The sequence below is a fragment of the Amycolatopsis sp. NPDC001319 genome, from assembly GCF_042896185.1.
Taxonomy (GTDB): domain Bacteria; phylum Actinomycetota; class Actinomycetes; order Mycobacteriales; family Pseudonocardiaceae; genus Amycolatopsis.
The window spans coordinates 107223-127762 of sequence record NZ_JBIAWY010000015.1; the positions used below are offsets into that span (position 1 = coordinate 107223).

Annotated in this window: 21 protein-coding genes; 19 read left to right on the top strand and 2 right to left on the bottom strand. The window is 71.1% G+C overall.

Translation table 11 applies throughout. The annotated features are described in order from the left end of the window. Nucleotides 1–2 precede the first annotated feature (2 nt). Genes ACFY1H_RS41040 through ACFY1H_RS41050 form a run of 3 tightly spaced genes read left to right on the top strand, consistent with a single transcriptional unit; the run spans nucleotide 3 to nucleotide 3716 of the window. Nucleotides 3–539: a (2Fe-2S)-binding protein gene (locus tag ACFY1H_RS41040; RefSeq protein WP_386955624.1), complete on the top strand. Its 537-nt coding sequence runs from the start codon at nucleotides 3–5 to the stop codon at nucleotides 537–539. Beyond that, nucleotides 526–1512, top strand: coding sequence for a xanthine dehydrogenase family protein subunit M (locus ACFY1H_RS41045; protein WP_366581827.1), 987 nt, complete (start codon nucleotides 526–528; stop codon nucleotides 1510–1512). Before ACFY1H_RS41040 ends, ACFY1H_RS41045 begins: the two co-directional genes overlap by 14 nt. Further along, nucleotides 1509–3716 (top strand): xanthine dehydrogenase family protein molybdopterin-binding subunit, encoded by a 2208-nt coding sequence (locus ACFY1H_RS41050; protein WP_366581828.1) that lies wholly within the window; start codon nucleotides 1509–1511, stop codon nucleotides 3714–3716. Before ACFY1H_RS41045 ends, ACFY1H_RS41050 begins: the two co-directional genes overlap by 4 nt. A 74-nt stretch (nucleotides 3717–3790) precedes the next feature. On the opposite strand, the gene ACFY1H_RS41055 is transcribed toward ACFY1H_RS41050, so the two are convergent. After that, on the bottom strand, nucleotides 3791–4732 hold the full coding sequence (locus tag ACFY1H_RS41055; protein WP_366581829.1) for a trypsin-like peptidase domain-containing protein: 942 nt from the start codon (nucleotides 4730–4732) through the stop codon (nucleotides 3791–3793). A gap of 101 nt (nucleotides 4733–4833) precedes the next feature. Here ACFY1H_RS41055 and ACFY1H_RS41060 point away from each other — a divergent pair, with 101 nt between their 5' ends. The 6 genes from ACFY1H_RS41060 (at nucleotide 4834) to ACFY1H_RS41085 (ending at nucleotide 9758) form a co-directional block, all read left to right on the top strand. Continuing rightward, on the top strand, nucleotides 4834–5061 hold the full coding sequence (locus tag ACFY1H_RS41060; protein ID WP_386955627.1) for a hypothetical protein: 228 nt from the start codon (nucleotides 4834–4836) through the stop codon (nucleotides 5059–5061). A gap of 105 nt (nucleotides 5062–5166) precedes the next feature. After that, nucleotides 5167–5340, top strand: a complete 174-nt coding sequence (locus tag ACFY1H_RS41065) for a hypothetical protein (RefSeq protein ID WP_386955628.1) — start codon at nucleotides 5167–5169, stop codon at nucleotides 5338–5340. A 132-nt stretch (nucleotides 5341–5472) separates the two neighbouring features. After that, a complete protein-coding gene (locus ACFY1H_RS41070) occupies nucleotides 5473–6579 on the top strand; it encodes an anion permease (RefSeq protein ID WP_386955716.1) in 1107 nt (368 codons plus the stop codon). A gap of 12 nt (nucleotides 6580–6591) precedes the next feature. Then, on the top strand, nucleotides 6592–6825 hold the full coding sequence (locus ACFY1H_RS41075) for a hypothetical protein (protein WP_386955629.1): 234 nt from the start codon (nucleotides 6592–6594) through the stop codon (nucleotides 6823–6825). Between the two features lie 560 nt (nucleotides 6826–7385). Further along, entirely contained in the window at nucleotides 7386–8375 is a 990-nt protein-coding gene (locus ACFY1H_RS41080; protein WP_386955630.1) for a GlxA family transcriptional regulator, read from the top strand. After that, the gene (locus ACFY1H_RS41085) at nucleotides 8376–9758 is read left to right on the top strand and encodes a haloalkane dehalogenase (protein WP_386955631.1); all 1383 of its coding nucleotides are present in this window, start codon (nucleotides 8376–8378) and stop codon (nucleotides 9756–9758) included. Nucleotides 9759–9858: 100 nt separating this feature from the next. On the opposite strand, the gene ACFY1H_RS41090 is transcribed toward ACFY1H_RS41085, so the two are convergent. Continuing rightward, nucleotides 9859–10788 (bottom strand): MarR family winged helix-turn-helix transcriptional regulator, encoded by a 930-nt coding sequence (locus ACFY1H_RS41090; protein ID WP_386955632.1) that lies wholly within the window; start codon nucleotides 10786–10788, stop codon nucleotides 9859–9861. A gap of 188 nt (nucleotides 10789–10976) precedes the next feature. On the opposite strand from ACFY1H_RS41090, the gene ACFY1H_RS41095 reads away from it, so the two are divergent. The 10 genes from ACFY1H_RS41095 (at nucleotide 10977) to ACFY1H_RS41140 (ending at nucleotide 20539) form a co-directional block, all read left to right on the top strand. Further along, entirely contained in the window at nucleotides 10977–12029 is a 1053-nt protein-coding gene (locus tag ACFY1H_RS41095) for a cupin domain-containing protein (protein ID WP_366581835.1), read from the top strand. Between the two features lie 4 nt (nucleotides 12030–12033). Next, nucleotides 12034–13224, top strand: coding sequence for an FAD-dependent monooxygenase (locus ACFY1H_RS41100; RefSeq protein WP_386955633.1), 1191 nt, complete (start codon nucleotides 12034–12036; stop codon nucleotides 13222–13224). 24 nt (nucleotides 13225–13248) lie between these two features. Then, complete coding sequence (locus ACFY1H_RS41105) at nucleotides 13249–14163, top strand: fumarylacetoacetate hydrolase family protein (RefSeq protein ID WP_386955634.1); 915 nt, start codon at nucleotides 13249–13251, stop codon at nucleotides 14161–14163. A gap of 85 nt (nucleotides 14164–14248) precedes the next feature. Further along, nucleotides 14249–15430 carry a cytochrome P450 gene (locus ACFY1H_RS41110; protein ID WP_386955635.1) on the top strand — a complete coding sequence of 394 codons (1182 nt, stop codon included), beginning with the start codon at nucleotides 14249–14251 and terminating at the stop codon, nucleotides 15428–15430. Nucleotides 15431–15442: 12 nt separating this feature from the next. After that, a complete protein-coding gene (locus ACFY1H_RS41115; RefSeq protein WP_366581839.1) occupies nucleotides 15443–15646 on the top strand; it encodes a ferredoxin in 204 nt (67 codons plus the stop codon). 8 nt (nucleotides 15647–15654) lie between these two features. Beyond that, complete coding sequence (locus tag ACFY1H_RS41120) at nucleotides 15655–16821, top strand: NAD(P)/FAD-dependent oxidoreductase (protein WP_386955636.1); 1167 nt, start codon at nucleotides 15655–15657, stop codon at nucleotides 16819–16821. Next, entirely contained in the window at nucleotides 16818–17780 is a 963-nt protein-coding gene (locus ACFY1H_RS41125; protein WP_386955637.1) for an amidohydrolase family protein, read from the top strand. The genes ACFY1H_RS41120 and ACFY1H_RS41125 overlap by 4 nt, the downstream gene beginning before the upstream one ends. Before the next feature lie 130 nt (nucleotides 17781–17910). After that, nucleotides 17911–18894, top strand: a complete 984-nt coding sequence (locus tag ACFY1H_RS41130; RefSeq protein WP_386955638.1) for an ABC transporter substrate-binding protein — start codon at nucleotides 17911–17913, stop codon at nucleotides 18892–18894. Then, a complete protein-coding gene (locus tag ACFY1H_RS41135; protein ID WP_366581843.1) occupies nucleotides 18891–19751 on the top strand; it encodes an ABC transporter permease subunit in 861 nt (286 codons plus the stop codon). Before ACFY1H_RS41130 ends, ACFY1H_RS41135 begins: the two co-directional genes overlap by 4 nt. Then, complete coding sequence (locus ACFY1H_RS41140; RefSeq protein ID WP_366581844.1) at nucleotides 19748–20539, top strand: ABC transporter permease; 792 nt, start codon at nucleotides 19748–19750, stop codon at nucleotides 20537–20539. The genes ACFY1H_RS41135 and ACFY1H_RS41140 overlap by 4 nt, the downstream gene beginning before the upstream one ends. The last annotated feature ends 1 nt before the right edge of the window (nucleotide 20540 follow it).

Consider the following 20540-nt stretch of genomic DNA (forward strand, 5'->3'; position numbering starts at 1 on the left):
GGATGACCTCCACGCCCAGGCTACGCACGGCGTCGCGGACCCTCGCCCCGGACGCCACCGAGATCACCACGGCATTCGTCGTGAACGGAGAACCGCGGGTGGTGGTCGCGGACTCGCGCGTCACGTTGCTCGACGCCCTGCGCGACCGGCTGGACCTCACCGGCACCAAGAAGGGCTGCGACCAGGGCGCGTGCGGCGCGTGCACAGTTCTCGTCGACAAGCACCGGTTCCTTTCGTGCTTGACGCTGCTCGCGTCGTGCGAAGGCCGTGAGGTGACCACCATCGAGGGGCTCACCCGCGACGGACGCCCGCACCCGATGCAGGAGGCGTTCGTCCGGCACGACGCATTTCAGTGCGGGTACTGCACACCCGGCCAGATCATGTCGGCCGTGGCGCTGCTGGCCGAGGGCCGCGCGAGAACCGACGAGGACATCCGCGAGTTCATGAGCGGGAACCTCTGCCGCTGCGCGGCGTACCCGAACATCGTGGCCGCGATTCGTGAAGTGGCGGACGCGGGAGGTACCGATGCGCTCGTTTGAGTACGTCCGGACGTCCGAGGTGGCCGACGCGCTGGCGGCGTCGGAGGGCATCGGCGCCGCTTACCTCGCCGGCGGCACCACCCAGGTCGACCTGATGAAGGACGGTGTCCTCGCACCCGAGCGGCTGGTCGACATCACCCGGTTGCCACTGCGCGGCGTCCTCGGCGCCGGGAGCTCGCTGCACGTCGGCGCGCTGACCACGATGGAGGAGCTGGCCGCGGATCCGCTTGTCACGCACCGGCTGCCCGTGGTGCGAGAGGCGCTCCTGCTGGGGGCCTCCGTGCAGTTGCGGAACATGGCCACGATCGGCGGCAACCTCCTGCAGCGCACGCGTTGCCGGTACTTCCGCGACCCGGCCGTCGCGACCTGCAACAAGCGTGCGCCGGGGTCCGGCTGCGCCGCCGTGACCGGACCGGCCCGGATGCACGCCATCCTCGGCGTCGGCGAGCGGTGCATCGCGCTGCACGCGTCCGACCTCGCCGTGGCCCTCGTGGCGCTGGACGCGCTGGTGCACATCGAGGGCGCCGGGGGGAAGCGGACCGTGCCGCTCACGGAGTTCTACCTCGAGCCGGGCACGACGCCGGACGTCGAAACCGTGCTGGCACACGGTGAGCTGATCACGGAGGTCGAGATCCCGCTGCTGCCGGAGACCACGCGCTCGGGCTATCTCAAGGTCCGAGACCGGGTGTCGTACGAGTTCGCTCTGGTCTCGGTGGCGGCGGCGCTCGAGATCGACGACGGGGTGGTCCGCACGGCGCGGATCGGTCTCGGCGGGGTCGGGTCGAAACCCTGGCGGGCCCCGGCGGCCGAGGAGGTGCTCAGGGGGGCACCGGCGACCGTGACGAGCTACCGCGCGGCCGCGGCGGCCGCGCTCACGGGAGCGTGGACTGTGCCGGGCACCGAGTTCAAGGTCGAGCTGGCCCAACGGGCACTGGTCCGGCAGCTCCAGACCGTATCGGAGATCTCCCGATGACCACCTTCCAGGCACTGCCGTTGATCGGCGCCGGGCTGAACCGGGTCGACGGGCCCCGGAAGGTCAGCGGCCAGGCGCGCTACTCGTCGGACTTCAGCGCTCCCGGCCAGGCGCACGCCGCCCTCGTGCGGAGCACCGTCGCGGCCGGGCGGATCACCGCGATCGACTCGGCCGCCGCCGAATCGGCGCCCGGGGTGGTCCGGGTGTTCAGCCACCTGAACGTGCCCCCGCTGGTGCGGGGACCGATGACCGCGCTGGGCTCGTCGCCGCCCGCTCCGATGCAGGACGACCGCGTGCTGCACCACGGGCAGCACGTCGCGCTCGTCGTCGCGCAGACCCGCGAACAGGCCGACGCGGCCGCGGCGCTGGTGCGCGTCGAGTACGCGGCTGCCGAACCGGTCCTCGACGCCGACGATCCTCGTGCGGCCACCGTCGACAACCCGTGGGGCCTGGATCAGGAGCGCGGGGACCTCGCGGCGGGTCTGGCCGCGGCGCACGTGACAGTCGAGGCCGAGTACTCCACGTCGGACAACACCAACAACCCACTGGGCCTGTTCGCGACCCTCGCCGAGTGGGAGGGTGATCGGCTCACGGTGCACGACTCGACGCAATGGCCGTCGATGGTGCAGGAGACGCTCGCCGTGGTGTTCGGCCTGCCCGAGGAGTCGGTGCGGGTGCTCAGCCCGTTCGTCGGCGGAGGATTCGGTGCCGGTCTGCGGGCGTGGCCGCACGTGATCCTCGCGGCGATGGCAGCGCGGGAACTGGGCCGGCCGGTGAAGCTCGTGCTGACGCGGCCGCAGATGTTCACCTCGGTCGGTCACCGGCCCAAGGGTGTGCAGCGGGTGCGGCTCGGTGCGAGCGCCGACGGCCGGCTGCTGGCGCTGGAACACCGGAGCCGTTCGCTGCTGGCCGTCGAGGACGACGACTACGAGCCCTTCGCGGCGGGCTCCGCCGTGGCCTACAGCTGCCCGAACATCCGCACGTGGGACCAGCAGGTGCGGGTGAACATCCCGGCCCCGGTCTCGATGCGGGCACCGGCCGAGGCACAGGGAAGCTTCGCGCTCGAATCGGCGATGGACGAACTGGCGCTGGCACTGCGGATGGATCCGCTGGACCTGCGGCTGCGCAACTACGCCGACACCCATCCCGGGCTGGGCCTGCCGTGGTCGGGCAAGGCGCTGCGGGAGTGCTACACCGTGGGTGCCGAGCGGTTCGGGTGGTCCCGGCGCCCGGCCGAGCCGCGCAGTCTTCGCGACGGGCACTGGCTCGTCGGCCAGGGCATGGCGGGCGTGAGCTACCCGTGGTACCAGGCACCGTGCTCGGCGCGGGCGACGGTAGCGGCCGACGGGCGGGCCACCGTCAGCAGCGCGGCGATCGACATCGGCACCGGGACCTACACGGTGATGACCCAGCTGTCGGCGGAGCTGCTCGGCTTGCCACTGGAGCAGGTGCACTTCGACCTCGGCGACTCGGACCTGCCGAAGGCACCGCAGGCGGGCGGGTCCGGGCTCACCGGCGCGCTCGGCTCGGCCGTCCACGACGCGTGTGCGCGGCTGATCGGCGCCGTGCTCGACCTCGTGCGGGACGACCCCGGATCACCGTTGCGCGGCAGCGATCCCGCCGACGTGATCGCCACCGGCGGACGGATCCGACGGCGCGATGACCCGGAGCGCAGCGAGACCTACACCGCCATCCTGGCCCGCCACGGACTGCCGGACCTGTCCGCCGAAGGGAGCAGCACCCCTGCGGATCCCCACCGCCTGGGGATGGCGCCCGCGGGGGCGTTCGGCGCGCACTTCGTCGAGGTCCGGGTCGACGAGGACCTCGGCCTGGTCCGGGTGACGCGCGTGGTGTCCGTGATCGACGGTGGCCGCATCCTCAACGAGAAGACGTCCACCAGCCAGATCATCGGCGGCGTCATCGGCGGGATCGGCATGGCCCTGTTCGAGGACACGGTCACCGACCCGGCCACCGGCCGCATCACGAACGCGACCTTCGGCGACTACCTGGTCCCCGTGCACGCGGACATCCCCGACATCGACGTCACCTTCGTCGGCGAGCCCGACCGCATGAACCCGATCGGGACCAAGGGAGTCGGCGAGGTCGGCCTGGTGGGCGTGGCCGCGGCGGTCGCCAACGCGGTGCACCACGCGACCGGCGTGCGCGTGCGGTCACTGCCGATCACTCTGGACGCATTGTTGTGATCCGCCGGCGGCACCTCGCGAAGCAGGGGTCTGACGTGCTCTCGGGGCCGATTCGGCTCGGGTGAGCGTCGGGCTCAGTCGGTGAGTTCGGCGGGGACGGCGATCACGTCGACGAGGGCGCTGTTGCGCAGGACGGTGACTTCCATCTGGCGGCCGATGGCTTCGGAGAACAGGCGTTTCTGGAGTGACTGGGCGTCGGGGAGCTGGGTGCCGTCGACGGCGAGGACCAGGTCGGCCGGCTTCAGTCCGCTGCGGGCGGCGGGGCTGTCGCCCACCACCTCGACGATGCGCAGCGCGGTGCGTTGCCCGAATCGTTCGGCTTGGACTGGTGTCAGGGGTGCCGGTGTGGTGACCAGGCCGAGGTAGGCACGGCGGACTCGGCCGTCGTGCATCAGTGCGTGGACGATGCGGTGGGTGGTGGCGTTGATGGGGACGGCGAGCCCGAGGCCGAAGCCGGCGACGGCGGTGCTGATGCCGATGATCCGGGCGTGGCTGTCGGCCAACGCGCCGCCGGAGTTGCCGGGGTTGAGCGCGGCGTCGGTCTGGATGACGTTCTCGATCAGCCGTGCGGCGGTGCGGGTGCGGGCCGGGATGCTGCGGCCGAGCGCGCTGACCACACCGGCGGTGACGGTGCCGGCCAGGCCGAGCGGGTTGCCGACGGCGACGACGAGGGAGCCGACGAGAAGGGTGTCGGCGTCGCCGAATTCGGGCGGGGCGGGCAGTTCCCGGTCGGCGCGGATCACGGCGATGTCGGAAAGGGGATCGCTGCCGACGACGTCGAAGCGCGCGACGGTGCCGTCGGCGAATTCCGCGGTGCCGTGGTCGCCGCCGGAAATGACGTGCGAGTTGGTGATCAGGTGGGATTCGGCGGTCAGGACGACGGCCGACCCGGCGGACTCCCCGTTGCGGGAGCGGACGGTCAACGCCGCGACGCGGGGCGTGAGCTGCGCGGCGACGGAGGTGACGATGGCCGAGTAGGCGTCGAGTGCGTCCGGCTCCGCCTTGTCGTTGTTCATATCGTGCAAACGCGTGGTGGCGGGTGCGCGATTCCGTGGTTCACCGTCGGCGAACGGACCCGCGTCTTGAAGACCGGGCCGGGGTGGGTGACGATCGATGCATGATCGGTGACCGCTGGGGTGTCAGCGACAGCGAAATCACGCGCTCCTACCCGTGCGACGACTTCGTCGCCTCACCCGCGCTCGAAGCGTGGCGGGGCGTGGGTGTGCAGGCGCCGTCCGAAGCGGTGTGGCCCTGGGTCGGGCAGGTGCGGCTCGCGCCCTACTCCTACGACTGGATCGACAACCTGGGCCGCCGCTCACCTCGCGAGCTGCTGGACCTTCCCTAGCCGCACGTCGGTGAAAAGTTCACGACCGCCGGCGGGCGCAGGCTGGGCCGGATCGTCTCGGTCGACCGGGGCAACCAGCTGACCGGGACCATCATGGGCGCCTTCATGTCCTACGTCCTCATCCCCCGGGATCACGACACGACGCGCCTGCTGTTCAAACTGGTCATGCAGACCAACCGCTGGGCGGCGCGCGGCGTGTGCGTCGGCGACCTGATCATGGCTCGACGGCAGTTGCTCAACCTGAAGCAGCTCGCCGAGCGGCACCGCGCCGAAGCATGAGCCACGCCGAGGGGGCGGTTTCGTCGCCGGACGTTGCCGCGCCCGAAGTGCGATCAAAAAGATCAAGAAAGCGCCGTTCCTGTTAAGGCCGAAGAAATACGCTGTTCAACTCGTGTTGGTGTACCGGTCGCAGTGTTTTGTGATGGCCACGATCGTCTTGATCGTCATTCTGGTTTTCACGACACGGCCAATGCCATGGCGACGTCGATCGCGACCGGGGCGCTGGGCCCGCGGGTCGCGGTAGCGGTGTCGGCGGCCCTCAATCTGGTGGGGGCGTTTCTGTCGGTCGAAGTCGCCAAGACGATCTCCGGCGGGCTGGTCGACGAAACGGCCATCAGTCCGACGGTGATCTTCGCCGGGCTCGTCGGAGCGATCTTGTGGAACCTGTTCACCTGGCTGCTGGCGCTGCCCTCCAGTTCCTCGCACGCCCTGTTCGGTGGGCTGATCGGCGCGACCTGGGTGGCCGCCGGCACGAGCGCGGTGAACTTCTCCACCGTGCTCGGCAAGGTGCTGATTCCCGCGTTCCTGGCGCCGCTCATCGCCGGTGTGGTCGCGATGACCGGCACTTACTTCGCCTACCTGCTCAGCAAGCGCCGTGACGACCGAGCGGTCGGCCGCGGGTTCAAGGCCGGCCAGATCGTCTCGGCGTCCCTGGTTTCCCTGGCGCACGGCACCAACGACGCGCAGAAGACCATGGGCATCATCACCCTGACCCTGATCACCGCCGGCACGCTGCCGGCCGGCTCGGGCCCACCGGCGTGGGTCATCGTCTCGGCCGGGCTGGCGATCGCGGTCGGCACGTACCTCGGCGGCTGGCGGATCATCCGGACCCTCGGCAAACGGATCACCGATATCGAGACGCCACAAGGCTTTGCCGCCGAGACGACCAGCGCCGCGGTGATCCTGGTGTCCTCCAAACTGGGCATTCCGTTGTCGACGACGCAAGTGTGCTCGGGCGCGATATTCGGTGCGGGGGTCGGCAAGAAGCTGGCCACGGTGCGCTGGAGCCTGGCCGGCCAGATGGCTCTCGCCTGGCTGTTCACCATGCCCGCCGCGGCCGTCCTGGGCGCGGTCGCGGGCTGGGTCGCCTCCACGGGGACGCTCGGCACGGTCCTCGTGGCGGTGGGCGGCGTGGCCATCGCCGCGGGTATCTACGCGCTGTCCCGTCGCCGGCCGATCAGTGCCGACAACGTCAACAACCCCGTCGCCGAACCCCGGCCGGCCCCGAGCAACCCCTGACAGGAGGCACCGGTGCACATCCAATGGAACCTGCTGGGACTGGTGTTCCTGGTCTCCTTCGGCGCCGCGGTCGCCGTCATCGTCCTGGTGACCCTCGGTATCGCGGCGCTCGCGCCCGTCGCTCGAACCGGTCCCGGGCGCGGCGCCGACGCGTCACGCGGCCTCCGCTACATCGCCGCGGCGCTGTGCTTTTCCGCGAGCGCACTGATCATCGGCTATGGCATCTACGTGATCGTCGCCGAATAGCCACCGAACGGCCTCGCACGGTCACCTCAAGGCGAAAATACCGGTTTCGGTGACCGTGGCGATCCGGCGTCGCGCCCTCGCGACAGCACGGATTCGTGCCGCATTTCCGTGCCGCGGACCCGTTGTCCGGCGAAAAAGGCGACGGCCCTTCGTTCATCCCGCGTTCACTTTGGAGGCGTCTGATGGGATTCTGCGTACCTGAGCGCTCCCGAGAGTCCACCGACCCCGCGACCGCCCGGAAGGAACGTCGGCCGGCCCACGACGCCGGCCCCGCCGCAGAACCCGCTCCGCGCAGACCAACCAACCGGCCGGTGTGAAACCGGCGGTCGTCGCGCACAACACGAGCCGCAGCCGGATCCGATGGTTCCGGCTACTGGGAGCGAGGCCGGGATGTCGAGGGGCCCGGGCTCGCGGTGGTGGACCCGGCCGGCGCACGGTCACAGACGCACCGTGCGCCGGCTGGGGCCGCAGTCGGCACGCCGACCGTCGCGGCGTCGCGTGTCCCTTTCTTGCAATGACGTGTCATTGCGGACCGCAGGGCCGCGGCGCATGGTGGAGTCATGCAGAACGTTCCGCCGCACGTGGTGCTGGTCACCCTGTTCCCGGGCGTCGACGCGCTCGAGGCGACGGGGCCCGCGGAGGTGTTCGCGATGGCCAACGTTCTGCTGCCGGACGACCGCGCGCGGTACGACGTCCGGTTTGGCGGCACCCGTACCGGACGCATCCCCACGTTCTCCGGCGTGGCGCTGCACGCGGACACCGCACTGGCCGACATCAAGGAATGCCCCGACACCCTGCTGATCACCGGCCGGATGGACATCACCGAACGCGGGCCGCGGCCCTATGTGGACCCGGACCTCGTGGATTGGCTGCGGCGCAAGGGGAAAGACGCGAGGCGGATCGCCGCCCCGTGCGCGGGTGCACACGTCGCCGCCGCGGCCGGGTTGCTGGACGGGCACAAGGCGACCACGCACTGGGCCACGGCGGGTTTGCTCGCCGCCGAGAACCCGTCGGTCGAGGTGGTGGCCGACCCGATCTTCGTCCGTTCCGGCAAGATCTGGACCGGGGCGGGAATCACCTCGTCGATGGACCTCGCGCTCGCACTGGTCGCGGAGGACCACGGTGACGAGCTGACGCTCCAGGTCGCCCAGCACATGGTGATGTACGTGCAGCGACCTGGCGGGCAGAGCCAGTTCAGCGTGCCTCTGGCCTACCCCACCACGGTGCGCCGGAGCCTGGGCGACCTGCGCCGGTGGATCGCCGATCATCTCGAGGACGAGCTGTCGGTCGGGGTGCTCGCCGAGCGGATGTCGGTCAGCCCCCGCCACCTCTCCCGGATCTTCCGCGCGGATCTGGGCACGACACCGGCCGAATACGTCGAGGCCCTCCGCGTCGAACACGCCCGGCGGCTGCTCGAGCGAACCAGTTTGCCTCCGGCCGCGGTGGCGAGCGCGAGCGGGTTCGGCTCGATCGAAACCCTGCACCGGGTGTTCCGGGAACGGCTCGGAACCACGCCCGGAGAGTACCGGCAGCGCTTCACCCTGGCCTGAGTGCCCGAAGTCCCTCGCCGACGACCGCGTCCGGTCGCCGGCGGCTCGACCTTGCCCCAAAAAGGAGATCACCGTGCAACAACTGTTCATCGAGCTGTACAAGTACAAGCCGGCCTGGCTGGAGCTGAGCGCGGCCGAACGCCGGCGCTTCGCCATGGCCTGCCCACCGCGCTGGGGAGCCTGCAGGAGCGCGGCCTGGAGATTCTCGGGTACGGTCCCAACGACCCCGCCACTGATCACCGCGCCGACTTCGACTTCTTCTCGGTGTACCGGCTCCCCGACGCCGAACTCCTGCGCGAATTGCAGGCCGGTATCGCGGAGTCCGGCTGGTACGACTACTTCGAACAGGTCAACGCCGGCGGACCCGCGCTGACTCCGGCCGCGGCGCTTCTTCAGAACGTCATGCTCGCCCCGGCGTCCGGAGCGGGGCCGGCGGTCTCGCCCACATCGCCGTACCAGAAGAAGTCGGTCACGGTGCTGGGCAGCCGGATGAGCTACGTCGACGAAGGCGCGGGCGACCGGACGATCGTGTTCGTCCACGGCGATGTCATGTCGTCCTTCTTGTGGCGCAACGTCATGCCGTACGTGGAGGGGTTCGGCCGCGTGATCGCGGTGGACCTGATCGGCGCCGGCGACTCGGAGAAGCTGCCGGATGCCACCGCGGGAAGCTACGGCTTCGCCACGCACGCGAAGCATTTCAGCGCGCTCATGGATCAGCTGGCCGTCGGGGACGACGTCGTCCTCGTCGGCCACGACTGGGGCTCCAACGTCGCCTTCGACTGGGCGATGCAGCACGAAGACCGGGTCGCCGGGATCGCTTTCGCCGAGGCCCTGCTCCCGCCGTTCGAATGGTCCGATTGGCCGGAGCGGATGCGTGGGCAGTTCGAGTTTCTGCGTTCGCCGGCGGGCGAGCAGGCCGTGCTGGAGGACAACTTCTTCCTCAACGCCGCCCAGCACAGCATGGTTCGGATGCTCGCACCGGCCGAGCTCGACACCATCGTCCGGCCGTACCGCTCACCAGGCGAGTCCCGGCGGCCGACCATCGACTGGCCGCGCGAAGTACCGTTCGGCGACGACCGCACCGCGACGCGCGACGCGTTGGAGGCGCAGGCGACGTGGCTGTCCACAAGCGACACTCCGAAGCTGCACCTGGCCGGCGTGCCCGGCGGCATCGACTGGGTGGGCGGCCGCCGCCGCGACGCGATCGCCCAGTACCGCAACCTCTCGCGCTCGGAGTTTCCCGGCTTCCACTGGACGCCCGAGGACAACCCGCACGCCTTCGGTGAACATCTCGCGGCCTGGTTGCACGAGCTCGAGGATCGGCGGACCCGCGCCTCCGCAAAGGATGCCGACGCACCGGCGGCGGGGAGCTCCACGAGCTAGCGCGCCCGATCCGTGGGTTGGCCGACTTCGCTCGGCCGCCCGCGGGTGCGGTGTCCACACTGGAGTGTCGGGCACGAGCCCTCCAGGCCTCACCGGACGGTCACTGGTAGGCGACACGCCGCAGCAGGCTGATGAGCTTGTCCTGTTCGGCGGGGGACAGCGGGGCCACCAGGTCGCGCTGGACGGTTTGCACCGCGGGTGTCACCTCGGCGAGCGTGGTGCGCGCGAGGTCGGTGAGCGCCAGGAGCTTGCGCCGCCGGTCGGTCTCGTCGCGGGTGTCGAGCAGCCAGCCGCGACGGCGCAGGCGGGCCACGATGTCGGCCGCGCTGGACTTGTCGAGTGAGGCCATTTCGCCGGCGGCCGTCTGGTCGATGGCCGGGCGCCAGACGAGGCTGCACAGCAGCGCGTACTGCGACGGGGTGAGCCGGGCGCCGACGTGCCGGCTCCACAGCGCGCCGTGCACCTGCTCGGCGCGCCGGATGAGGTGGCCGGGTGTCGAGCTGAGCCGCAGCACCTCGACTTCCTTGTCCTCGTCCTTGCCGGTGGCCGGCACCGGCCCCTGGTAGGCCACTAGGCCCAGCAGCCTGCCGAAGCTGCGCCGCAGATTGGGGCCCAGCGGGTGCAGCAGCCGGTCCTGCACGGTCTCCACCCGGGCGGTGAGGTCGGGCAGCATCGCCTTGGCCGAGGGCGTCAGCGACAGCAGGTACCGGCGGCCGTCGCCGGTGTCGCGGTCGCGCCGGATCCAGTCCTTGCGCCCCAGCCGGTCGACGATGTCGGCCGTTGTCGACTTGTCCAGTGACGCCGCGCGCCCCGCGGTGACCTGGTCGACCCCCGACCGGCGGCTCAGCGCACTCAGGATCGCGTACTGCGGGCCGGTGACTTCGGTGCCGACCTCGGCCGACCACAGCGCCGTGTGCGCCTGCTGGGCGCGGCGGATGAGGTGCCCCGCCGTCGTGTCGGGTGGCAGCACGAGGGTGACCGGCCCCGGTGCCTGGGGAGGTGGGCTGCTGCCGATGGTGGTGTCTCGCACGGAAGTCCCCTTCTTGACCGGTTCACTGTAGCCGACCGAGGTCGGTCGTGTCCGTACTATCTCGGCTTGATCGACGTCGTCGTTGCGCCGAGAAGCCCTTGACTGTCAACAAATCAGCGTCTAGCGTGCCGTTTCATAGTACGTACACGTACTAATTCGGCTTGAGTGGCATGCGGAGGGAAACCCCCATGGCGACATCTCGCTTCACGGATCAGGACAGCCGGCTGGACGAGCTGTACGGCGACGTGGCGGCAGCCGATCTCCAGCCGTTGTGGAAGCTCTCCGGCCTGCTGACGCCGGAGCCGGTGCCCCGGACCGTGCCGTACCGGTGGCAGGCCGAAGCGCTGCGCGGGCTCGCGGCTCGCAGCGGTGAGCTGGTCGGCATCGACCGGGGCGGCGACCGCCGCGTGCTGGCCTGCGCGAATCCCGGTCTCGGCGGCGCGCCGTACGCGACCTCGACCATGTGGGCCGGGATGCAGTACCTGGGCGCGGGGGAGCGGGCGCCCGCGCACCGGCACACCCCGGCGGCGCTGCGGTTCGTCCTCGCCGGCGAGGGTGCCTGGACCCTTGTCGACGGCGACCCGTTGCGCATGGCGACCGGCGACCTCGTGCTCACCCCGAGCATGACCTTCCACGAGCACCACAACCCCGGCGCCGAGCCGATGATGTGGCTGGACGTGCTCGACTTGCCGGTCGTCGCCGCGCTCGACGCGGTGTTCTTCGAGGAGGGCGCCGACGCCCGGGATGGTCTGAGCAGCGATCCGGCGTCGGCCGCCGAACGGCTCTGGGGCGCCGGTCCCGGCCTCGTGCCCGGCGGGCTCGGCAAGGCCCGGCACGAGGCGGCGCACTCGCCGCTGCTGGTGTACCGGCGCGCCGACACCGACCGGGCGCTCGCGGCGCAGCTGGCCGCCACCGGCGCGAGCGAGGCGCAGATCCGCTACACCAATCCGCAGACCGGCGCCGACGTCATGCCCACCATGCGCTGCGAGATGCGGCGCGTGCGCGGCGGCAGCCGCAGCCGCACGACCCGGCAGGCCGGGTCGCGGGTGGGAGCGGTGCTGGCCGGCACCGGCGAGGTGCTGATCGGTGACCAGCGCTTCGAGCTCGCCCCGGGTGACGTCTTCGCGGTGCCGTCGTGGGCTCCCTACGGCCTTGCCGCCGAGGAGAACCTGGACGTGTTCAGCGTCAGTGACGCACCCGTGCTGGAAGCACTGGGCCTCTACCGCGAACGGGAGTGCTGAGCGCATGGGGACGGCACCACTGCCCACGTTGATCGTCGGTGGCGGTATCGGCGGGCTGGCCGCGGCGCTTTCCGTGGCCCGCGCCGGGCGCGAGGTCCACCTGCTCGAACGCGCGGCCGAGTTCACCGAGATCGGCGCCGGCCTGCAGTTCGGCCCGAACGCGATCCGGATGCTCGACCGGCTCGGCCTGCTCACCGAGCTGCTCGACGTCGCGGTGCTGCCGCGGCACGGCGTGATGCGGCACGCCATCACCGCCGACCCGCTGACCACCCTGGATCTCGGCAGTGCCTTCCGGGAGCGCTACGGCTACCCCTACGTGGTGGTGCACCGCAGCGATCTGCTGTCCATTCTGGTCGAAGCCTGCCGGGCGGAACCGTTGGTGCGACTGGAGAACAACCGGGTCGTCGCCGAGGCGTGGGCCGACGAGGACAGTGCCGGCGTGCGCTGCGAGGACGGCGCCACGTACCGCGCCGAGCTGCTCGTCGGCGCCGACGGGCTGCACTCCGTGGTGCGCAAGCTGATCTCCGTCGACCAGCCGGTGCCGAGCGGATTCGTCGCCTACCGCGGCGCGCTGCCCATGAGCGAGGTGCGGACCGAGGTCAGCAACGACGACGTGGTGCTGTGGGTGGGACCCGGGCTGCACCTCATCCAGTACCCGGTGCGCCGCGGCGAGCTGTACAACCAGGTCGCGGTGTTCCGCAGTGACAGCTTCGGCCGCGGCGCCGAGCCGGTGGGGCCGGTCGAGGAGCTGTTCGGCCGGTTCAGCGAAGCGTGCGAGGAGGTACAGCGGCACGTCTCGCGCATCGAGACCGGCCGCTGCTGGCCGATCTACGACCGGGACCCGCTGCCCACTTGGGTGCACGGGCGGGCGGTGCTCCTCGGCGACGCGGCGCATCCGATGCTGCAGTACCTCGGCCAGGGCGCGTGCCAGGCGCTCGAGGACGCGCTGGCGCTGGGCGAAGCGGTCCGCGGGAGCGGCACCGACATCGGGAAAGCCGTGAAGTCCTACGACGCCGTCCGCGTCCCCCGCGCGGGGCTGTGCCAGACGCGGGCGCGGCTGTGGGGCCAGGTCTGGCACACCGGCGACCCCGTCACGCTGGGGCTGCGCGACCGGTACATGCGCTCCCGGCGGCCGGACGACTACAGCGAGCTGGACTGGTTGTACGCGGCGGAATCCGCCGTCCTTTCGTCCTGATCGGCACGACACCGAGGAGCGGCAATGAAGTTGCTCAGTTACCGCGGCCGCGACGGCCTCGACCGGGTCGGCGTCTTCGCCGACGGCATGGTGCGCGAGGTCTCGCCGGACCGCGCCGCCGGGCCGGCCGGGCTCAGCCCGATGCGGCGCCTCATCGCGGCGTCCGGCGCTCTCGCGGGTGACGTCCCGCTCGCCGACGGTCCCGGCGTCCCGCTCGACGAGGTCCGCGTGCTGCCGCCGGTGCCGGATCCGACCAAGATCGTGGCCGCGCCGGTGAACTACGTGGACCACCAGGCCGAGATGAGCCAGAGCGTGCACGTCGGCTCGCTCGGTGTGTTCCTCAAGGCGCCCTCGTCGCTGATCGGTGCCGGCGACGTGGTCCGCCTGCCCTACACCGACCGCCGGTTCGACCAGGAGGGCGAGCTGGCCGTGGTGATCGGCCGCACGGCCCGCGGGGTGTCCGCGGCCGACGCGCTGTCGCACGTGTTCGGCTACACGTGCCTGCTCGACATCACCATGCGCGGCGGGGAGGATCGCTCCACCCGCAAGTCGTTCGACACCTTCACGCCGATGGGGCCCTGGCTCGTGACGCCGGACGAGGTCGGTCCACTCGAGACACTCCGGCTGACCTGCTCGGTGAACGGCACTCTGCGCCAGGACGCCGACGTCCGCGACCTCATCTGGGACGTACCCGCGCTCATCGAGTACGTCTCCTCGGTGATGACGCTCCACCCCGGTGACGTCATCAGCACCGGCACGCCGGCCGGTGTCGGCGCCATCCACGACGGCGATTCGGTGACCGCGGCCGTGACGCGGGTCGGCGAGCTGACCGTCGGCGTCAGCGCGGCCGGTGCCGTTACCTGCCCGACCCTGGGCGCGGGGGCGGGCCCGGTGCCGCCGGCCGAGCTGACCCCCGTCCGCGCTCGCACGGCGAACTGATCCGCTTTCCCGGCCGCTCAAGCCAAGTCGGAGGTGCACCATCACTGCCACAGAGATTTCCGGGCAGCCGATTCCCGAGTACCCGATGTCCCGGCCGCCGGGCTGCCCGTTCGACCCGCCCGCCGAGTTCCGCGGGCTGCGCGCGGACGAGCCGATCTCCCGCGTGCGGCTGTGGGACGGCAAGATCGCCTGGCTGGTCACCCGTTTCGACGACGTCCGCGAGGTGCTGGCCGACCCGCGGTTCAGCGCGGACATGACCAACCCGGGCTTCCCCAGCCACAGCGCGGGCGTTTCGGTGACCCGCCAGAAGCATCCCACGTTCTTGAACATGGACGACCCCGAGCACGCCCGGCACCGCCGGATGCTTACCCGGGACTTCATGATCAAGCGGGTCGAGGGGCTGCGGCCGCGCATCCAGCGGCACGTCGACGAGCTGCTCGACGAGTTCACCGCCGGCCCGCAGCCCGCCGACCTGGTCACCGGATTCGCGCTGCCGGTCACCTCGTCGGTGATCTCCGAGCTGCTCGGGGTTCCGTACGAGGACCACGAGTTCTTCCAGCGGCAGAGCGGATTGCTCATCTCCGGTGAGACCGGCGCGGACGAGGCGCTGGAGGCGTTCGCCACGATCCGCGAGTACCTCGGTGGCCTGGTCGAGCGCAAGGCCGCCGAGCCCGCGCCGGACGTGATCAGCCACCTGCTCGAAATCGAGCGGGCGGGCGGCCTGAGCCGCGACGAGCTGATCAACATGCTCAACCTGCTGCTGCGCGCCGGGCACGAGACGACCGCCAACATGATCGCGCTCGGGACGTTGGCGCTGCTGCAGAACCCCGCCCAGCTCGCCGCGCTGAAGGCCGATGGTTCGCCGGAGGCGGTGGCGAACGCGGTCGAGGAACTGCTGCGCTACCTGACGATCACGCACTACGGCCGGCGGCGCGTCGCGCTCGAGGACGTGGAGGTCGCGGGCACGCTGGTCCGCAAGGGCGAGGGTGTGGTGGCGGCCAACGACTCGGCCAACCGCGACCCGGAGGCGTTCGGCGGCAACGCCGACGAGCTGGACCTGTCCCGGTCCGCGCGGCACCACCTGACGTTCGGCTACGGCGTCCACCAGTGCCTCGGGCAGCCGCTGGCGCGCGTCGAGCTGCAAGTGGTGTACCCGACGCTGCTGCGGCGCCTGCCGGATCTGCGGCTCGCGGCTCCGGTGAACGAGCTGCCGTTCAAGACGAAGAACGTGTTCTACGGGCTCTTCGCGATGCCCGTCGAGTGGTGACGGAGCCAGGACATGAAGGTCGAAGTGGAAGCCGACAAGTGCATCGCGTCGGGGCAGTGCGTGCTGTTGTCCGATGCGGTGTTCGACCAGCGGGAGGACGACGGGATCGTCGTGCTGCGCGTGACCGACGTGCCTTCGTCCGAAGAGGACGCCGTCCGCAGCGCCGAGCGGATCTGTCCTGCGCGGGCGATCCGCCTGGCCGCGTCGGGCGGGTGAGCGCGGACATGAGAGCGGTGGTGGTCGTGGGTGCGGGCGCGGCGGGGCTCACCGCGGTGGAGACGCTGCGGGAGCACGGTTTCGACGGCCGGCTGACCCTGATCGGCGCGGAGCCCCACGCTCCGTACGACCGGCCGCCGCTGTCGAAGCAGGTGCTGCTCGGTTCCTGGGAGCCGGACCGGCTCGCACTGCGTCCGCCCGGCAGCTACGCCGAGCTCGGGCTGGACACCCGGTTCGGCCGGCGGGCAACCAGGCTGGACCTGCCCGGCCGTCGCGTCCGGCTCGACGACGGCACGGCGGTGGCGTTCGACGCGCTGGTGATCGCCACCGGCGTGCGGCCGCGGCGGCTGCCCGGCGCCGAGGGTGTGTGTTACCTGCGCACGGTCGAGGACGCGGTGCTGCTGAGGGAACGGCTGCGCTCGGCTCGGCGCACCGTCGTGGTCGGCGCGGGGTTCCTCGGCGTCGAGATCGCGGCGGCCGCGCGGTCGCTCGGCTCGACCGCCACCGTCGTCGATCCGTTGCCCAGCCCCATGATCCGGCAGTTCGGGCCGGCACTGGGCGAGCTCGTGCGGGCGGCGGGTGAAGAACGCGGCGTGGAGTTCCGGATGGGCGTCGGGGTCACGACCGCGGACGCCGGACTGGTGCGGCTGGACGACGGCACGACGCTCGCGGCCGACGTCGTCGTCGCGGCCGTCGGCGCCGAACCGGCCGCGGAGTGGCTTGCCGGCTCCGGGCTCGACCTGCGCGGTGGCGTGCGCTGCGACGCGTTCTGCCGAGCCGCCGACGGCGTCTACGTGGCCGGCGACGTCGCGGCCAACCCCGATCCGGCGACCGGCACCCACCGCCGGTTCGAACACCGGATGAACGCCACCGAGCAAGGCCGGCGTGCCGCGCTGAACCTGCTCGGGCACGACGAGCCGTTCGCGCCGTCGCACTTCTTCTGGACCGACGCCGGCGACCTCCGGATCCAGGCCGCCGGCACCTTCGCCGACGGTGAGCTGACGGTCGTCGACGGCTCGGTGGCCGACGGCAAGTTCGTGGCCGCCCACGCGGCAGGCGGCCGGGTGACCGGCGTCCTCGGCTGGAACAACCCCCGCGGGTTCACCCGGGCCCGAGGCAGGCTCGGCGCGCCGTCAGGGGACGGGAAAAGCACGGAAGGGAAAGTGCTGACATGACCACCGGCCGGATCGACACTCACCACCACATCGTCCCTCCGGTGTGGGCGGACGTGCTGCGCACGAGCGGCTACTTCGGCGGGCAAGCCACGCCGGCGTGGAGCCCGGCCGCCGCGCTCGAGCTGCTCGACGAGCTCGGCATCGCGACGGCCGTCGTCTCCGTCGGGCGGCCCGGCGTGCACCTGGGCGGCAGCGCCGCCGACACGCGGAAACTGGCACGGCAGGTCAACGAGTTCTCCGCCGGGCTGGTCCGCGACCACCCGGGTCGCTTCGGGTTCTTCGCCTCGGTTCCACTGCCCGATGTGGACGGTTCGCTCGACGAGGTGGCCTACGCCTTCGACGAGCTGCACGCCGACGGCGTGATCCTGCTGGCCAATGTGGACGGTGTGTACCTCGGCGACCCGGTGTTCGACCCGTTGATGGCCGAACTGGACCGGCGGGCGGCGGTGGTGTTCGTCCATCCGACCGCGCCGCCCGGCCCCGCGGTGCCGGGCGTGCCGCCCTTCGCCGCCGACTTCTTGCTCGACACCACCCGCGCGGCGCTCAACCTGGTGCGCCACGGTGTGGTGGCCCGATCGACCCGGATGCGGATGATCCTCTCGCACGCCGGCGGGTTCGTGCCGTACGCGGCACACCGCATGGCCAGTCTCACCGAAGGCGCGGCGGGGCACGTCGTCACGCGCGAGAACTTCCTGCGCGACCTGCGCACGTTCTACTTCGACACGGCTTTGTCGGCCAACGCGGACACCCTGCCGAGCCTGCTCGCGTTCGCCGGTCCGGACCGCGTGCTCTACGGCAGCGACTGGCCCTACGCCCGCGGCGACAACTCCCAGTACTTCACCGCGCAGCTGGACGCGTATCCGTTGTCCGAAACGCAGCGCGCCGCCGTCAACCGGGACAACGCACTCGCACTGCTACCGCGGGTGTCCGAAGCGGACACGGCGCGTATTTCCCAGTAATAACAACAGAAAACTGTGTCCGTGCGCGCGAGCGCGGCGTACGATACGGGCACACTTCTTCTCCCGGACGGGCGATTTCCGCGGCCCCGCAAGGACTTTGATTCGTTTCACCGGCGAAACGGAGCCAACCGTGAAGTATCGACGCAAACTCGCGTGCCTGGTGCTCACCGGGGCGATGTTCCTGTTGTCGGCGTGCGGGGCGCTGAGCGCGACCAACACGCTGGGTGGCGGGTCGACCGGCGGCCTGATCCCGATCACGGCGGGGGTCGCGGCGTCGCAGTCGTCCACCGCGATCCTGGTGGGGCAGCAGCACGGGTTCTTCGCGCAGAACGGGATCGACCTCACCATCGGCCGCGCGGCCACCGGTGCCGGAGCGATCACCCAGGTCATCAACGGCCAGCAGCAGGTGGCGCTCGGCGGCATCTCGCCGGTCGTGATCGCGGCGGCCTCGCACATCCCGGTGCAGATCGTGTCGGGCGCGGTCGCCGACCGTCCCGCCGCGGCCGGCGCGCAGTACCAGACCATGGTGGCGAACGGCAGCCCGATCCGGTCCTTCAAGGACCTCGCGGGCAAGACGGTCGCCGTGAACTCCCTCAAGTGCTGCTGGGAGTTCTGGATCCGCGAGGCGATCGAGAAGGACGGCGGCGACGCGTCGTCCGTCCACTTGGTACAGCTCACGTTCCCCGACCAGATCACCGCCCTCGAACAGGGGCGGGTCGACGCGATCAGCACCGCCCAGCCGTACGCGACCGCTTTGCGGAAGAAGGGCTATCGGGACATCGGTGACTCGCCGGCCGTCGCGTTCGCCGATCCGGACGCCGACAACACGGTGTTCTTCATGGCCAAGTCGTTCATCGACCAGCATCCCGGCATCGTGGAAAGGTGGCGCAAGGCGGTGCGAGAGTCCAGTGAGTACGCCAACGCACATCCCGACGAGACCCGCAAGGCCATCGTGAAGCAGACGAAGGCCGATCCCGCCCTCGTGGCCCAGGCCCCGCTGCCGCTCTACACCGCGGACGTCAGCCGCCGCGTGATCGAGAAGGAAGCCGCGTTCACGGTCAAGTACGGGGTGGTCTCGGCCGCGCCCGCATACGGAACGTACGTGGTTCCATGAGCACCCAGCAGACCCCCACCGGCCTGGCCCCCGCGCCCGCCGGATTCGACGCACCGACGCCGGCGGCCGCCCCCGCCCGGCGGGCTTCCCGGCCGTGGCTGCTGCGCGGCCTCCCGTGGCTGACCACCCTCGGCATCCTCGTGCTGTGGGAACTGATCGCCCGCGCCGGCTGGCTGCCGCCGGAGGTGCCCTCGATCAGCGCGATCGGGGCGGCGCTCGTCGAGTTGGCACCCACCGCGGGGTTCGTCCACGCCCTGATGGCGACGCTGGAGCAGGTCGCGGTCGGTCTGGCCGGCGGTGTGGTCGCCGGCCTGGTCCTGGGCGTCGCGCTCGGCGCTGTGCCGCTGTTGTACCGGCTCGTGCACTACCCGCTCGACTTCCTGCGTTTCGTGCCGGCCGTGGTGTTCCTCCCGCTGATGCTGCTGCTGCTCGGCGCCACCCCCCGGGTGTCCACTCTGCTCGGCATGCTCGGCGCGCTGTGGCCGATGCTCTTCCAGACCTTCTACGGCGTCAGCGGCATCAACGATGTGCTGCGCGACAGCGCTCGCGTGTTCGGGCTCCGGGCCCACCAGCGCCTCGGGCACGTGGTGCTGCCCGCCGTGGCGCCCTTCGTGGCCACCGGGGTGCGGCTTGCGGCGTCGCACGTGCTGGTCGTGGTGGTGGCGGTCGAGATCATCGCGTCGGTGCGGGGGATCGGGGCCGACATCGCCGTCTACGCCTCCAACGCGGTCTACCCGAGCATGTACGCGCTGGTGTTCGTCGTCGGTGTGCTCGGTGTCCTGGCCAACGTCGGACTGCTCGCGATCGAGCGCCGGGTGCTGCGCTGGCACATCTCCTACCGTGAGGAGGCCCGATGACTTCGATGGTGCGCCCGCGCCGGGCCGGGCGCCGGTTCACGGCGTGGCTCGTCTCGCTCGTCGTCCCGGTCGCGGCCCTGCTGACCTGGTGGTTCGCTTCACTGGGCAGCACCTCGCCGTTCTGGCCGTCGCTGCGCTCGATCCTGGTGTCGTTCCAGCAGCTGTGGCTGTTCAGCCGGTTCGCTTCCGACGTGCTGCCGAGCGTCGGCCGGATGCTGCTGGGCTACTGCGTGGCCGTGGTGCTCGGCGTCGCGCTGGGTGTCCTCTTCGGACGGTTGCCGCTGCTGCACCGGGCGTTCGACCCGGCGCTGCAGTTCTGCCGGGCCCTGCCCGCCACGGCGCTGGTACCGGTGAGCATCGTGCTGCTCGGGATCGGTGACCTGCCGAAGATCGTGCTCACCGCGTTCGTCACGGTCTTTCCCGTGCTGCTCAACACCATCGACGGGGTGCGGGCCGTCGATCGGGAGCTCGAGGACGCCGCGCGGTCCTACCGGCTGACCCGGGCGCAGCGGGTGCTGCACGTGCAGCTGCCCGCCGCCGCGCCGAACATCCTCGCCGGGATGCGCATCGCCCTGACCGTGGCGTTCGTGATGATGGTGGTGACCGAGCTCGTGGCGGCGACCAACGGGATCGGGTTCGTCACGTTGCAGGCGCAGCAGAGCTTCGAGGTGTCCCAGATGTGGGCGGGCATGCTCCTGCTCGGGATCCTCGGCGTGCTCTTCAACGGCGCCTTTGTGCTGGTCGAACGCCGGCTGCTGCGCTGGTACACCAAGGATCGGGAGAGCTGAC